The organism is Acidovorax sp. 107 (genome assembly GCF_003058055.1).
Classification (GTDB): Bacteria; Pseudomonadota; Gammaproteobacteria; order Burkholderiales; family Burkholderiaceae_C; genus Acidovorax.
Genome location: NZ_QBTZ01000001.1, coordinates 3,974,476 through 3,988,985, shown reverse-complemented (window position 1 = coordinate 3,988,985; position 14,510 = coordinate 3,974,476). Strand labels below are relative to the sequence as shown.

The 14,510-nt window shown below is 63.9% G+C and carries 13 protein-coding genes; 7 read left to right on the top strand and 6 right to left on the bottom strand.

Annotated elements, in window-relative coordinates:
• Positions 1–79: 79 nt before the first annotated feature.
• The 6 genes from C8C99_RS18610 to C8C99_RS18585 form a co-directional block, all read right to left on the bottom strand.
• A complete protein-coding gene (locus tag C8C99_RS18610) occupies positions 80–817 on the bottom strand; it encodes an amino acid ABC transporter ATP-binding protein (protein WP_015012504.1) in 738 nt (245 codons plus the stop codon).
• 40 nt (positions 818–857) lie between these two features.
• Positions 858–1,523 (bottom strand): amino acid ABC transporter permease, encoded by a 666-nt coding sequence (locus tag C8C99_RS18605; RefSeq protein WP_056647632.1) that lies wholly within the window; start codon positions 1,521–1,523, stop codon positions 858–860.
• 1 nt (position 1,524) lies between these two features.
• Complete coding sequence (locus C8C99_RS18600) at positions 1,525–2,283, bottom strand: amino acid ABC transporter permease (RefSeq protein ID WP_108626527.1); 759 nt, start codon at positions 2,281–2,283, stop codon at positions 1,525–1,527.
• 108 nt (positions 2,284–2,391) lie between these two features.
• Positions 2,392–3,291: an amino acid ABC transporter substrate-binding protein gene (locus C8C99_RS18595; protein WP_056646841.1), complete on the bottom strand. Its 900-nt coding sequence runs from the start codon at positions 3,289–3,291 to the stop codon at positions 2,392–2,394.
• Between the two features lie 116 nt (positions 3,292–3,407).
• On the bottom strand, positions 3,408–4,304 hold the full coding sequence (locus C8C99_RS18590; RefSeq protein ID WP_056646844.1) for an amino acid ABC transporter substrate-binding protein: 897 nt from the start codon (positions 4,302–4,304) through the stop codon (positions 3,408–3,410).
• Between the two features lie 181 nt (positions 4,305–4,485).
• Positions 4,486–5,418, bottom strand: a complete 933-nt coding sequence (locus tag C8C99_RS18585) for a LysR family transcriptional regulator (RefSeq protein ID WP_108626526.1) — start codon at positions 5,416–5,418, stop codon at positions 4,486–4,488.
• A gap of 218 nt (positions 5,419–5,636) precedes the next feature.
• Between C8C99_RS18585 and C8C99_RS18580 the strand changes: the two genes are divergently transcribed.
• The 7 genes from C8C99_RS18580 to dld all read left to right on the top strand — a co-directional run bounded on the left by C8C99_RS18580 (position 5,637) and on the right by dld (position 14,489).
• Positions 5,637–6,200 carry a TRAP transporter small permease gene (locus C8C99_RS18580; protein WP_108626525.1) on the top strand — a complete coding sequence of 188 codons (564 nt, stop codon included), beginning with the start codon at positions 5,637–5,639 and terminating at the stop codon, positions 6,198–6,200.
• Positions 6,197–7,495, top strand: coding sequence for a TRAP transporter large permease (locus C8C99_RS18575; protein WP_108626524.1), 1,299 nt, complete (start codon positions 6,197–6,199; stop codon positions 7,493–7,495). Before C8C99_RS18580 ends, C8C99_RS18575 begins: the two co-directional genes overlap by 4 nt.
• A gap of 79 nt (positions 7,496–7,574) precedes the next feature.
• Positions 7,575–8,609, top strand: coding sequence for a DctP family TRAP transporter solute-binding subunit (locus C8C99_RS18570; RefSeq protein ID WP_108626523.1), 1,035 nt, complete (start codon positions 7,575–7,577; stop codon positions 8,607–8,609).
• A gap of 505 nt (positions 8,610–9,114) precedes the next feature.
• Complete coding sequence (gene lldP, locus C8C99_RS18565) at positions 9,115–10,791, top strand: L-lactate permease (protein WP_108626522.1); 1,677 nt, start codon at positions 9,115–9,117, stop codon at positions 10,789–10,791.
• 22 nt (positions 10,792–10,813) lie between these two features.
• Entirely contained in the window at positions 10,814–11,593 is a 780-nt protein-coding gene (gene lldR / locus C8C99_RS18560) for a transcriptional regulator LldR (protein WP_108626521.1), read from the top strand.
• A complete protein-coding gene (gene lldD / locus C8C99_RS18555) occupies positions 11,590–12,729 on the top strand; it encodes an FMN-dependent L-lactate dehydrogenase LldD (protein WP_108626520.1) in 1,140 nt (379 codons plus the stop codon). The genes lldR and lldD overlap by 4 nt, the downstream gene beginning before the upstream one ends.
• Positions 12,726–14,489 (top strand): D-lactate dehydrogenase, encoded by a 1,764-nt coding sequence (gene dld / locus C8C99_RS18550; RefSeq protein ID WP_108626519.1) that lies wholly within the window; start codon positions 12,726–12,728, stop codon positions 14,487–14,489. The genes lldD and dld overlap by 4 nt, the downstream gene beginning before the upstream one ends.
• The last annotated feature ends 21 nt before the right edge of the window (positions 14,490–14,510 follow it).

The window sequence follows — 14,510 nt, the reverse complement described above, 5'->3', positions numbered from 1 at the left end:
CTGGGTCCATGAAAAAAGCGCTCCTCGGAGCGCTTTTTTCGTAATACCGCAGCTTGCGGATGCGGATGCAAGGCACCGTTCAGTGCTGCAGGATCTTGTTGAGAAAATCCTTGGTGCGGGGCTGGCGCGCATCGGGGTTGTTGAAGAACTCGTCCTTCGAGCAGTCTTCCAGGATCTTGCCGCCCACGTCCATGAAGATCACGCGGTTGCTCACCTTGCGGGCAAAGCCCATTTCGTGGGTCACGCACATCATGGTCATGCCTTCGTTGGCCAGGCCCACCATCACGTCCAGCACTTCGCCGACCATTTCAGGGTCGAGCGCCGACGTGGGTTCGTCGAACAGCATCACGATGGGGTCCATGGAGAGCGCGCGCGCAATGGCCACACGCTGCTGCTGGCCGCCCGAGAGCTGGCCCGGGAACTTGTCCTTGTGCGCAATCAGGCCCACGCGCTCCAGCATCTTGAGGCCGCGCTTCTTGGCGTCGTCCGCACTGCGGCCGAGCACCTTGATCTGCGCAATGGTCAGGTTGTCCGTCACCGACAGGTGGGGGAACAGCTCGAAGTGCTGGAACACCATGCCCACGCGGCTGCGCAGCTTGGGCAGGTTGGTGCTGGGGTCGTGCAGCTTCACGCCATCGACCGTGATCTCGCCCTTCTGGAAGGGTTCGAGCGCGTTGATGGTCTTGATGAGCGTGGACTTGCCCGAGCCCGACGGGCCGCACACCACCACCACTTCACCCTTGTTGATGGTGGCCGAGCACTCGTTGAGCACCTGCACCGGGCCATACCACTTGGATACGTTTTTGAGTTCGATCATTTCTTTTTCCTCAATCCAATCTCTTTTGCACCGGCCTCGATCAGCGGATGATCGCGATCTTCTGGTGTAGGCGCTTCACGGCCCAGGACAGCGCGTAGCACATGATGAAGTACAGAACCGCAGCGGCCAGGTACGCCTCGATGGGACGGCCAAAGTTCTTGCCCGCCACTTCAAAGCCCTTGAGCATGTCGTAGGCACCGATGGCATACACCAGCGACGTGTCCTGGAACAGGATGATGGTCTGCGTGAGCAGCACGGGCAGCATGTTGCGGAACGCCTGGGGCAGCACCACGAGCTTCATGTTCTGGCTGTACGTCATGCCCAGCGCCTGACCGGCATACACCTGCCCGCGCGGGATGGACTGGATACCGGCGCGCATGATTTCGCTGAAGTACGCCGCCTCAAAGGCGATGAAGGTGACGACCGCCGACACTTCCGCGCCAATGGGGCGGCCAATGATGGCCGGCACCAGCAGGAAGAACCACAGGATCACCATCACCAGCGGAATGGAGCGCATGCCGTTGACGTAGATGGTGGCGGGCACATCGAGCCACTTCTTGCCCGACAGGCGCATCAGCGCCAGCACGGTGCCGAACAGCACGCCCCCAATGGTGGCCACCAGCGTGAGGATCAGGCTGAAGTACAGCCCCTTGAGCACGAAGTTGGAGATCAGGTCCCAGTTGTAGAAGGAGAAATCGAGATTCATATCAATGCCCCCCTCCGGCCGCGCCACTCACGACCATGCCCGGGATGCGTGCGCGCTTTTCAATGAAGGCCATGATGCGGTTGATCGCAAACGCCGAGATGATGTACAGCGTGGTCACTGCCAGATAGACCTCGATACCGCGCGAGGTCTCTTCCTGCGCCTGCATGGCGAACATGGTGAGTTCGGCCACCGACACCGCAAACGCCACGGACGAATTCTTGAAGATGTTCATCGTCTCGCTGGTCAGCGGCGGGATGATGATGCGAAACGCCATGGGCAGCAGCACATAGCGGTAGGTCTGGAACGTGGTGAAGCCCATGGCCAGACCGGCATAACGCTGGCCGCGTGGCAGGGCCTGGATGCCCGAGCGCACCTGCTCGGCAATCCGTGCCGAGGTGAAGAAGCCCAGCGCCAGCACCACCAGCGCAAAACCGGGCACGCCCCGCAGCACCGGGAACAGGCTGGGCAGCACGTGGTACCACAGGAAGATCTGCACCAGCAGCGGAATATTGCGAAACAGCTCGACCCAGGCATTGCCCAGTCGGACGATCATCGGGCGATCCTGCAAGGTGCGCAGCGTACCGATGAATGAACCCAGCACAAGCGCCAGCAGCAAGGCCAGCAGCGAAACGGACACCGTCCAGCCCCAGGCCGACAGCATCCAGTCCAGGTAGGTGATATCGCCGCCCTTGCCAAAGCAGCCCTGTACCACTTCCCGGTCCATGGTGTCCTGGCAGAACACCTGCCAATCCCAACTCATAGGAGCACCCCTTTAATTTCTGGTTATGCGTTGGGCGCCACCCTTGGCCGACCCAACAAAAAAGCCCCTTCAAACCGGTTGGCCGAAGGGGCACAAGCGTTGCAAAGATTACTTCTTGGCGTAGTCTTCCATCGGCTTGTCGTTAGGCGAGGCCCACGCAGCCTTGGTAGCGTCCGACATCGGCAGGCCGATCTTGGTGTTGGTCGGTGGCACGGGCTGCATGAACCACTTGTCGTACAGCTTGGCCAGCGAACCGTCGGCGATCTGGCGCTTGATGGAGTCATCCACGGCCTTCTTGAACGCAGCGTCGTCCTTGCGCAGCATGCAAGCGATGGGTTCCACCGACAGCACTTCGCCCACGATCTTGTAGTCGGCGGGGTTCTTGGACTTGGAAACGTTGGCAGCCAGGATGGAACCGTCCATCACGAAGGCGTCGGCACGGCCCGTTTCCAGCATCAGGAAGCTGTCAGCGTGGTCCTTGCCAAACACTTCCTTGAAGTCGATGCCGCCAGCGCGTTCGTGCTTGCGCAGGGTCTGCACCGAGGTTGTGCCGGTGGTGGTCGCCACGGTCTTGCCGTTCAGGTCCTTGATCGAGGTGATGCCCGAATTGGCCTTCACCACGGTGCGCACTTCTTCCACGTAGGTGGTCACGGCAAAAGCCACGTCCTTCTGGCGGGCGGCGTTGTTGGTGGTGGAGCCGCACTCCAGGTCCACGGTACCGTTGGTCACCAGGGGGATGCGGTTTTGCGAGGTCACGGGCTGGTACTTGATGTCCAGCTTGGACAGGCCCAGTTGCTTCTGGATGTCATGCAGGACGATCTCGCCCATTTCGGTGTGAAAACCAACGTACTTGCCGTTGCCCAGCGTGTACGAAAGACCCGAAGACTCACGCACGCCCAGCGTCACGCTGCCGGAGGCCTTGATCTTGGCCAAAGTGTCATTGGCTTGGGCAAATACGGTGCCTGCAGCCAAGGCGGTCACGGCAACCGCGAGCAGATGCTTCTTCATAGGGATCTCCTTGTGTTGAAAACGAAAAGGGGGGGATTTTAGAGACAGGCGCCTGCGGGGGGTAACCCGTCAGGACCGCACTCCAAAAAGGGGTAACACGCGACCAGGGATATTAGTCAGAACGGAACCTGGTCGGTAGGGTATTTCCAGAAGTCGCGCAACAAGTAACTGACCGGGAGGTTCAGCACGGTGTTGTTGGGCGGGATGGGCTTGTTGAACCACTTGTCGTAGATCGGGTAAATCTCGCGGCTGGTGATCAGGCGGCGCATTTCCTCGTCCACCAGCTTTTTGAACTCGGGGTCATTCTTGGACAGCATGATGGCCAGCGGCTCAGTGGTCATGAAGCGGCCCACCACCTTGAGTGCCTTGGGGTCGGGCCGCCCTGCGGCCAGGCCATACAGAAGCACGTCGTCCATGACAAACGCGTCGGCCTCGCCTTTTTCGACCATCTCGACCGCCTTGGCATGGTCTGGCGCCTCGACGATGGTGATGCCCATCAGGCGCTCGCGATTGGCCTGGTCGGCCGCCTTCAGCGGCGTCGTGCCTTTGGTGGACACCAGCTTTTTGCCGTTGAGGTCTTCCACGCGGTCGATGTTGCTGGCGGATTTGACCAGCAGCCGCGCGCCGGTGATGAAATGGGGAATGGTGAAGGCCACCTTCTGGCGCCGCTCGGCATTGTTGGTGGTGGAGCCGCACTCCATGTCGGCCTTGCCCTGCTCGATCACGGCGATGCGGTTGGCCGGTGTGACAGGCACCAGCTCGACCTCCATGTCCTTCTTGCCAGTCTTCTTGCGCACCAGTTCGGCCATGCGCAGACACAGGTCCAGCGCATAGCCCACGGGCTTGCCCGACTGGCTGTCGATGTACGAGAAAGGCACCGAGGATTCACGGTAGGCGATGACCAGCTTGCCGCCGCCAGCCACGCGCTCCAGCACGCTGGCCTGCGCAGACGCACCGGCCGCGCAGCACAGTGCTGCGAGGCCCCAGGCCAATCCCCAATGCTGAACTTTCATACGATGCCTCTGTGAAGGAATGAACCGGGTTTGCAATCTTCGTGCCACCGTGGGGCCCTGCCAAGGCACACGCTGCTGTCCACCGATCCGGCGATGGCGCAGACTGTACGTGTCGTTACGGTGAAATTCCAATGCCGTTTGCGCGCACAACTATGCAAACTGTTTATGTCCGTATTTACCCTTAGCATGAGGCCGCTTGGGCCTGCAGGTAGTTCCACAGCGCCTGCGCCGTGCCTTTGGGGGTGTCCTTGCCGTTGGGCTTTTCGCGGTAGGCGCGCACATCCATGGTCATCTGCAGGCCCTCGGTGTCCGGGGGGGCGGCACTGACCAGGCGGCGCGAGCGCAGTTCCTTCTTCACGGCACTGTGGGGCAGGAAGGCCACACCATGCCCTTCCAGCGCCATGGCCTTGAGGCCTTCGGCCATGTCGGTCTCGTACACCCGCTCCAGGTGGATGGGCGTTTGCGATTGCTTGAGGATGAGTTCGGTCACCCGCCCCAGGTAAGCGCCGGGCGCGTAACCCAGGTAGGGCAGCGGCTGCCCCGCGCGGCCCGGCAGGCGATGCACGGGCTGGCCATCGGCGTCGGCCTTGCTGTAGGGCGACAGCACTTCCTGCCCCAGGCTGACCATTTCATAACGGTCGGCGTCGAGCTGAAAAGGCTGCGAAGGGTGGTGGTAGGCAATCAGCAGGTCGCACCCGCCTTCGACCAGGCGCATCACCGCGTCATGCACGTTCAAAGCAATCAGGCGGCTCTTGAACGGGCCGAACTTGTCGTGCAGGCTGGACACCCAGGCCGGGAAGAACGTGAACGCCAGCGTATGGGGCACGGCGAACTCGATCATGTCCCTGCCCGCGCTGGTGTGCGCGCGCAGCATGGCGCGCGTGTTCTGCAGCGACTGGAGCATTTCCAGGGCTTGGTCGTACAGCGTCTTGCCGGCAGGGGTGAGGCGCGTGGGGTAGGAGCTTCGGTCCACCAGGTCGGTGCCTGCCCAGGCCTCGAGCGCCTGGATCCGCCGCGAGAACGCAGGCTGGGTCACATGCCGCAGCTGCGCTGACCGGCTGAAGCTGCGGGTTTCCGCAAGACTGACGAAATCTTCAAGCCACTTGGTTTCCATCGGCGCATTATCCGCGCGGCGCCTGAAGCGCGCAGCGTGGTGGCATGAGGGTTTACACAGTGCTGACACAGCGCACCAATGGTGTGCATGCATAGCAACACATCGCATAATAGAAAGCAGCGCCTACAGCGCTCCGCGTCGAGGCCCCTGGTGCACAACACTGCCGGGCAGGGCGACCTGCATGCCCCCCGTGTTTGTTCTCCTCCTTCCCCTGCCCCATGTCCTCCTCCTCCCCCCAAGGGCCTGCGAACGACGCATTGCCCTGCGCTGCGAGTCCCGAGGCCGAGCCCCGCTCGCTGCGCCTTGAAGACTGGCTCACCGTCATCGTCATGGCGGCCCTCGCACTCATCACCTTTGCCAACGTGCTGGTGCGCTATTTCACCAATTCGTCTTTCGCCTGGACCGAAGAAATCTCCGTGTTCCTGATGATCGCGCTGGCACTCATCGCGGGCTCTGCCGCCGTGGCGCGCGACCAGCACATCCGCATCGAATACTTTGCCGAGGGCGGCTCTGCCCTGCGCAGCAAGCGCCTGGCCATGCTGGGCGCGGCCACCGTGGCCCTGCTGTTCGGCGTGATTGCCGTGCTGAGCGTGCGGGTGGTGTGGGACGACTACCGCTTTGGCGAAACCTCGCCCGGCATTGGCGTGCCGCAGTGGTGGTACTCGGTCTGGCTACCCGTGTTCTCGGCCCTCATCACGGCGCGTGCCGTGGGCCTGTTCATCCGCCGCAGCCGCAGCAAGGTCGATGGCGCTGATGCTCGCTCACAGGAGCCCCAAGCATGATCGCGACGCTCCTGTTTGTGGCCTTCCTGGGCCTGATGTTTGTCGGCGTGCCGATTGGCGCCGCACTGGGCCTGGCGGGCGCCGCCGCCATCGCGCTGGCCAATGCCGACAGCCAGTGGTTTGGCTTGCTGGCCGTGCCGCAAAACTTCTATGCGGGCCTGGGCAAGTACCCGCTGCTGGCCATCCCGATGTTTGTGCTGGTCGGCTCGATCTTTGATCGCTCGGGCGTGGCGCTGCGCCTGGTCAACTTTGCCGTGGCCATCGTCGGGCGCGGCCCGGGCATGCTGCCGCTGGTGGCCATTGCCGTGGCCATGTTTCTGGGCGGCATCTCGGGCTCGGGCCCGGCCAATGCAGCCGCTGTGGGCGGCGTGATGATCGCCGCCATGTCGCGCGCGGGCTACCCGCCCTCGTTCTCTGCCAGCGTGGTGGGCGCAGCCGCCGCCACCGACATCCTGATCCCGCCATCCGTCGCTTTCATCATCTATTCGGTGCTGGTGCCCGGTGCCTCGGTGCCCGCGTTGTTTGCTGCCGGCATGATCCCCGGCGTCCTGGCTGGCGTGGCACTCATCGTGCCCGCCGTGTGGATGGCGCGCAAACACAAGATGGGCGCGCTCGAAGCCACCATGCCCCGCCCCCCGTTCTGGAAGAGCCTGCGCGAGGCCACCTGGGGCCTGGCCGCACCGGTGCTGATTTTGGGCGGCATGCGTGCGGGCTGGTTCACGCCGACGGAGGCCGCCGTGGTGGCCGTGTTCTACGGCCTGTTCGTGGGCATGGTGATCCACCGCACGATCAAGGTGCGCGACCTGTTCCCCATCCTGCGCGAATCGGGCGAGCTGTCAGCCGTGATCCTCATCGTGGTCTCGCTGGCGGGCATCTTTGCGTACTCGCTGTCCACGCTGGGCGTGATCGACCCGGTCGCCAACGCCATCGTGAATTCGGGCCTGGGCGAATACGGTGTGCTGGCGCTGCTCATCGTGCTGCTGATCACCGTGGGCATGTTCCTCGACGGCATTTCGATCTTCCTGATTTTTGTGCCGCTGCTGCTGCCCATCATGAACCACTACCACTGGGACCCGGTGTGGTTTGGCGTGATCCTGACCCTGAAGGTGGCCCTGGGCCAATTCACCCCACCGCTGGCCGTGAACCTCATGGTGTCGTGCCGCATCGCCGGTGTGCGCATGGAGTCCACCGTGCGCTGGGTGGGCTGGATGCTGTTTGCCATGTTCCTGGTGATGGTGCTGGTGATCGCCTTCCCGCAACTGGCGCTGTGGCTGCCCGCCCAGATGGGCTATTGAAATATTGGTAGAAATGCCCGCTAGCGCATAACCAACAAGCGCTAGCAGCTGGATCTTTTATAGCAAGGAGACTGAAACAATGAAACTGCGCACCTTCCTCACTTCTGCCGTGGCCGCCGCCGCTGCCATGGCCTTCACGGCCCCCGCCGCCATCGCCCAGACCGCGTACAAGAGCGAATACCGCATGTCCCTGGTGCTGGGCACGGCCTTCCCCTGGGGCAAGGGCGGCGAGCTGTGGGCTAACAAAGTGCGCGAGCGCACCCAGGGCCGCATCAACATCAAGCTGTACCCCGGCGTCTCGCTGATCCAGGGCGACCAGACGCGCGAGTTCAGCGCGCTGCGCCAGGGCGTGATCGACATGGCCGTGGGCTCCACCATCAACTGGTCGCCGCAGGTCAAGGCCCTGAACCTGTTCTCGCTGCCCTTCCTGTTCCCCAACTACGCCGCGGTGGACGCCGTGACGCAGGGCGACGTGGGTAAGCAAATTTTCGCCACCCTGGACAAGGCGGGCGTGATGCCCCTGGCCTGGGGCGAGAACGGCTACCGCGAAATCTCCAACTCCAAGCTCGCCATCAAGAGCCCCGCTGACCTCAAGGGCCTGAAGATCCGTGTGGTGGGCTCGCCCCTGTTCCTCGATACCTTCACCGCCCTGGGCGCCAACCCCACGCAGATGAGCTGGGCCGACGCGCAGCCCGCGTTTGCCAGCGGCGCCGTGGACGGCCAGGAGAACCCCATCGCCGTGTACCAGGCCGCCAAGCTGCACACCGTGGCACAGAAGCACATCACCATGTGGGGCTACGTGAACGACCCGCTGGTGTTCGTGGTGAACAAGGACATCTGGAACAGCTGGACGCCCGCCGACCGCGAGATCGTCAAGCAAGCCGCCATCGACGCCGGCAAGGAAGAAATCGCCATCGCCCGCAAGGGCATGGTGGAGGCCGACAAGCCCCTGCTCAAGGAAATCGCCGCCAACGGCGTGTCTGTGACGCAGCTGTCAGCCGCCGAACGCGAAGCCTTTGTAAAGGCTACCCGCCCCGTCTACGACAAATGGAAGGGCCAGATCGGCGCCGACCTGGTGACCGCGGCTGAAAAGGCGATTGCGGCACGCAAGTAATAAATCACTCCTAAAACCATAGCTTCTAGCGCTTGTATATCAGGCGCTAGAAGCTTTTTTTATGCCTAAACCGAGTGCACAGCCACAGCGCTCGACATCCACAGCCCCAGCTTGGTCATCCCACCCGGGAGTCACCCGAGGCAACGTCGTTGCCCCACGCCTAACTCGAGTGCCTTCGCATCATTATTGGTACGACCAATAACCAAAATGCAAAGCAAATGGCCGCTACTAAGTATTTACCCTATAAATATCACCGCTATAGAACACTGAAAATACAACCAATTCGCACGGATTGGCTATTTTTGGTCATACCAATTTAATCCATCGTCTGCCAGTGAAGACCGAGCGGCCTCTGCCTGTCTTCATGCCCACCCAGCCCTCAGGCTCCCGACCTGCAGGGCCAATGGCCGGAGACAACGCTGCCCCCAAGGCGGCGCATCCACTGCGGTGAAGAAAGCCATGGGCCCCTAGTCCCTGGCTGCGTTTCAATGCCTCACTGACCGTTATGCAAACCCTCTGGCAACAAAACTACGACCCGGCCGGGAACATCTGGCTGTCCGCGCTCGTAGCCCTCATCCCCATCGTTTTCTTCTTTCTGGCACTGACCAAGCTGCGACTCAAGGGCTACCAGGCGGGCACCGTGACGGTGCTGCTGGCACTGGGCGTGGCGCTGCTGTTCTACAAGATGCCCGTGAGCGCCGCACTGGCCTCGGCCGTGTATGGCTTCTTCTACGGCCTGTGGCCCATCGCCTGGATCATTGTGGCGGCCGTGTTTCTGTACAAGCTGTCGGTCAAGACCGGGCAGTTTGATGTGATCCGCAGCTCCATCCTCTCGGTCACGCACGACCAGCGCCTGCAGCTCATCCTGGTGGGCTTTTGCTTCGGCGCCTTCCTGGAAGGCGCGGCCGGTTTCGGCGCCCCCGTGGCCATCACCGCTGCGCTGCTGGTGGGCCTGGGCTTCAAGCCGCTGTACGCCGCGGGCCTGTGCCTGATCGCCAACACCGCCCCCGTGGCCTTTGGCGCGATGGGCATTCCAGTCATCGTGGCCGGGCAGGTGTCGGGCATCGATCCGTTCCTGATCGGCCAGATGGCCGGGCGCCAGTTGCCCTTCATGACCATCCTGGTGCTGTTCTGGATCATGGCGATCATGGACGGCTGGCGCGGCGTGAAGGAGACCTGGCCTGCCGTGCTGGTGGGCGGCGGCTCGTTCGCCGTGATGCAGTTCCTGACCGCCAACTACATTGGCCCCGAGCTGCCCGACATCACCTCGGCCATCGTCTCGCTGATTGCCCTGACAGCCTTCCTCAAGGTGTGGCAGCCCAAGCGCATCTTCCGCTTTGAGGACAGCGACAGCACGGCTGCCTCCGCGACCAAGCCAGTGGCCGCCAACACAGCGCCCCTCACCGCAGGCGCCATCATCAAGGCCTGGTCGCCCTTCATCATCCTGACCGGCATGGTCACGATCTGGAGCATCAAGCCCTTCAAGGCGCTGTTTGCCGCAGGCGGTCCCCTGGCATCGACCATCATCAACATCCCCGTGCCCATGCTGGACAAGCTGGTTGCCAAGATGCCGCCCGTGGTCGCACAGGCCACGCCCTATGGCGCCGTGTACACCTTCAACTGGCTGGCCGCCACCGGCACGGCCATCCTGATTGCCGCCATCCTGAGCATCGCCTTCGCCCGCTTCTCCCCCGCCAAGGCCGTGGTCACGCTGGGTGAGACGGTGCGCGAGCTGGTCATCCCCATCTACTCCATCGGCATGGTGCTGGCCTTTGCGTTCGTGGCCAACTACTCGGGCCTGTCGGCCACGCTGGCCCTGGCGCTGGCCCACACCGGCAAGGCCTTCACGTTCTTCTCGCCCTTCCTGGGTTGGATCGGCGTGTTCCTCACCGGCTCCGACACTTCGGCCAACGCCTTGTTTGGCGCGCTGCAGGCCACCACGGCCACCCAGTTGGGCTTGCCCCCAGTGCTCACCGTGGCGGCCAACACCACCGGCGGCGTCACCGGCAAGATGATTTCGCCCCAGTCCATCGCCATTGCCTGCGCCGCCGTGGGCCTGGCGGGCAAGGAATCGGACCTGTTCCGCTTCACCGTCAAGCACAGCCTGGTGTTCGCCGCCATCATCGGCATCCTCTGCACGCTGCAGGCCTATGTGTTTACGTGGATGATTCCGGGTCATTGAAACCCTGAATCTGAGAGCCCCCATGCGCCTGGCCGATCACGTTGTCGAAAAACTGCTTGCCCTCGTGCAAGAACGCGGACTGCAGCCCGGACAAAAGCTGCCCGCCGAACGGCAACTGGCCGAGGAGTTGGGGGTGTCGCGCACCTCGGTGCGCGAAGCCATTCAGAAGCTCACCAGCCAAGGCGTGCTCTCGGCCCGGCGCGGCGATGGCACCTATGTGCAGCAGTCGAACAAACCGGCGGAGTGGTTGCAAGAAGCCATGGTGCCTCTAGCGGGCCTGATCGAATCCGACCCCCACTACCGCTACGACGTGCTGGAAACGCGCCACGCGCTGGAGACCAGTACCGCCTGGCTGGCAGCGCAGCGCGCCACCGCGCAGGACAAAGAGCACATCCAGCGCTGCTTTGAAGTGATGCTGCAGCACCAGCAAAGCGGCCACGCCGAGCTGGCTGCACGCGCCGACGCACAGTTCCACCTGGCCATTGCCGAAGCCTCGCACAACCTGGTGCTGGTGCAGGTGATGCACAGCCTGTTCACCGTGGTGCTCTCCACCGTGGAGCGCAACCGGCACGACATGTTCCGCCTGAGTGCGCCCGTCACGCTGCAGGCGCTCACGGCGCAGCACCAGGCGCTGATGCAGGCCATCCTCGACGGCGACCCGCAGCGCGCGCGCGCATGCATTGGCGAACACCTGGAGCATGTGCGCACCACCATCCAGCGCATGGACGAAGACCGCGCACGGCGCGAACGCTCCATGCGCCTGCCCCTTGATCTAGCCCCCGACATAAGAGAGCCATCGTGATCATCTCCTCCAGCGCCGACTACCGCGCAGCGGCGCAAAAGTTTCTCCCACCCTTCCTGTTCCACTACATCGACGGCGGCGCCTACGCCGAGCAGACGCTGCGCCGCAACGTCGATGACCTGGCCACTGTCGCGCTGCGCCAGCGCGTGCTCAAGGACATGAGCCGTCTCGATACCAGCATCGAGCTGTTTGGCGAGAAGCTATCGATTCCCGTGGCCCTGTCGCCCGTGGGCCTCACCGGCATGTACCGCCGCCGCGGCGAAGTGCAGGCCGCCCGCGCTGCCGATGCGCATGGCATTCCGTTCACCATGTCCAGCGTGTCGGTCTGCCCCATTGAAGAAGTGGCGCCAAAGATCAAGCGCCCCATGTGGTTCCAGCTGTATGTACTGAAAGACCGGGGCTTCATGCAGAACGCGCTGGAACGCGCGCAGGCCGCCGGCTGCACCACCCTGGTGTTCACCGTGGACATGCCCGTGCCCGGCGCCCGCTACCGCGACGCGCATTCGGGCATGAGCGGCCCCAATGCGCCGTTGCGCCGCTACTGGCAGGCCGTGACGCACCCGCGCTGGGCCGTGGACGTGGGGCTGCTGGGCCGCCCGCACGACCTGGGCAACATCTCGGCCTACCGGGGCAGCCCCACGGGCCTGCAGGACTACATGGGCTACCTGAGCGCCAACTTCGACCCCTCCATTTCGTGGAAAGACCTGGAGTGGATCCGCGCCTTCTGGAAGGGCCCGATGGTCATCAAGGGCATCCTCGACCCCGAGGACGCCAAGGACGCCGTGCGCTTTGGCGCGGACGGCATCATCGTCTCCAACCATGGCGGCCGGCAGCTCGACGGCGTGCTGTCGTCGGCCCGCGCCCTGCCCGCCATTGCCGACGCAGTGAAGGGCCAGATCAAGATCCTGGCCGACTCGGGCATCCGCAACGGACTGGACGTGGTGCGCGCCATTGCGCTGGGCGCCGACTGCGCCATGATCGGCCGCGCCTACATCTATGCGCTGGCGGCTGGCGGCGAGGCAGGCGTCAAGCACCTGCTGGAGCTGCTGGAAAAGGAAATGCGCGTGGCCATGACCCTGACCAGCGTGGCCAAGGTGGCCGACATCTCCGCTGACTTGCTGGTGCGCGAAGCATGAGCGCCGCCACACCCATCTCCCCCATCTCCCGTGAGGCCCTGCTGGCGCAACTGCGCGACGCCGTGGGCGCCGCCCACGTCCTGACCGACGACCAGGCCACCCGACGCTTTCGCAAAGGCCACCGCACGGGCGAAGGCCCGGTGCTGGCCGTCGTGCGCCCCGGCACGCTGCTGGAGCAGTGGAAGGTGCTGCAGGCCGCCGTGGCGGCCGACCGCATCGTCATCATGCAGGCGGCCAACACCGGCCTCACCGGTGGCTCCACGCCTGACGGCAACCAGTACGACCGCGAAATCGTGCTCATCAACACGCTGCGCATTGCAGGTGTGCAGGTGGTGCGCGGCGGCGAGCAGGTGGTGTGCCTGCCCGGCGCCACACTCGACCGGCTGGAACAGACACTGATCCCCTTCAACCGCGAGCCGCACTCGGTCATTGGTTCGTCGTGCATCGGCGCCTCGGTGCTGGGCGGCATCTGCAACAACTCGGGCGGCGCGCTGGTGCGACGCGGCCCGGCCTATACCGAGCTGGCGCTGTATGCCCGGGTGCGCGACAACGGCACGCTGGAGCTGGTGAACCACCTGGGCATCGAGCTGGGCCAGACGCCCGAAGACATCCTGACCCGCCTGCAAAACGGCAGCTACTCTGAAGCCGACGTGCGCCACGAGCCCGAGCGCGCCGCATCCGACGCCCGCTATGCGCAGGACGTGCGCGCCGTGGACGCCGACAGCCCCGCCCGCTTCAATGCCGACCCGTCCCGCCTGTTCGAGGCCTCGGGCTCTGCGGGCAAGGTGTGCCTGTTTGCCGTGCGTCTCGACACCTTCCCCAAAGAACCCAGCACGGTGTTCTACATCGGCAGCAACGCGCCCGAAGACCTCACCGCCGTGCGCCGCCACCTGCTCACCGCGCTACCACGCCCGCCCATTGCCGGTGAATACATCCACCGCACCGCGTTCGACATTGGCGAGAAGTACGGCAAGGACACCTTTTTGCTCATCGACCGCTTTGGCACGGCCCGCGTGCCTGCGGCCTTTGCGCTCAAAAGCCGGTTCGATGGCTTCTTTGAACGCATCGGCATGCGCGGTTTTGTGGACCACGCCATCCAGGCCGTGACCCGCCTGCTGCCCAGCCACCTGCCCCGGCGCGTGCGCCAGTGGCGCGACCTGTACGAACACCACCTGCTGGTGCGCGTATCGAACGACCAGGTAGAAGCCACCCGGGCATTCCTGACAGAGCACTTTGCCCACAGCACCCAGGGCGGCTGGTTTGAGTGCGATGCCGACGAAGGCCGCAAAGCCTTCCTGCACCGCTTTGCGATTGCAGGCGCCGCCATCCGCTACCGCGAGGTGCACCGCAGCGAGGTCGAAGACATCGTGGCGCTGGATATTGCCCTGCGCCGCAACGACCGCGCATGGGTGGAACAACTGCCCCAGGACGTGGAGCGCGATGTGGTGCACAAGCTGTACTACGGTCACTTCTTCTGCCATGTGTTCCACCAGGACTACATCGTGAAGAAGGGCGTGGACCCGCTGGCCATGGAGCACCGCATGTGGGAGCTGCTGGACGAACGCCGCGCCGAGTACCCCGCCGAGCACAACGTAGGCCACCTGTACGTGGCCAAGCCTGCGCTGGCGGGCTTCTACCAGTCGCTGGACCCGACCAACACCTTCAACCCCGGCATCGGCCACACCCCGCGCGGTCGCGATTGGCAGGAGTGCGACCACGCCAGCGGCGGCTGGCCCAAGGGGTATTCAGAGAACGCCTGAGTGCGGGCGCTGCCCGGCTGG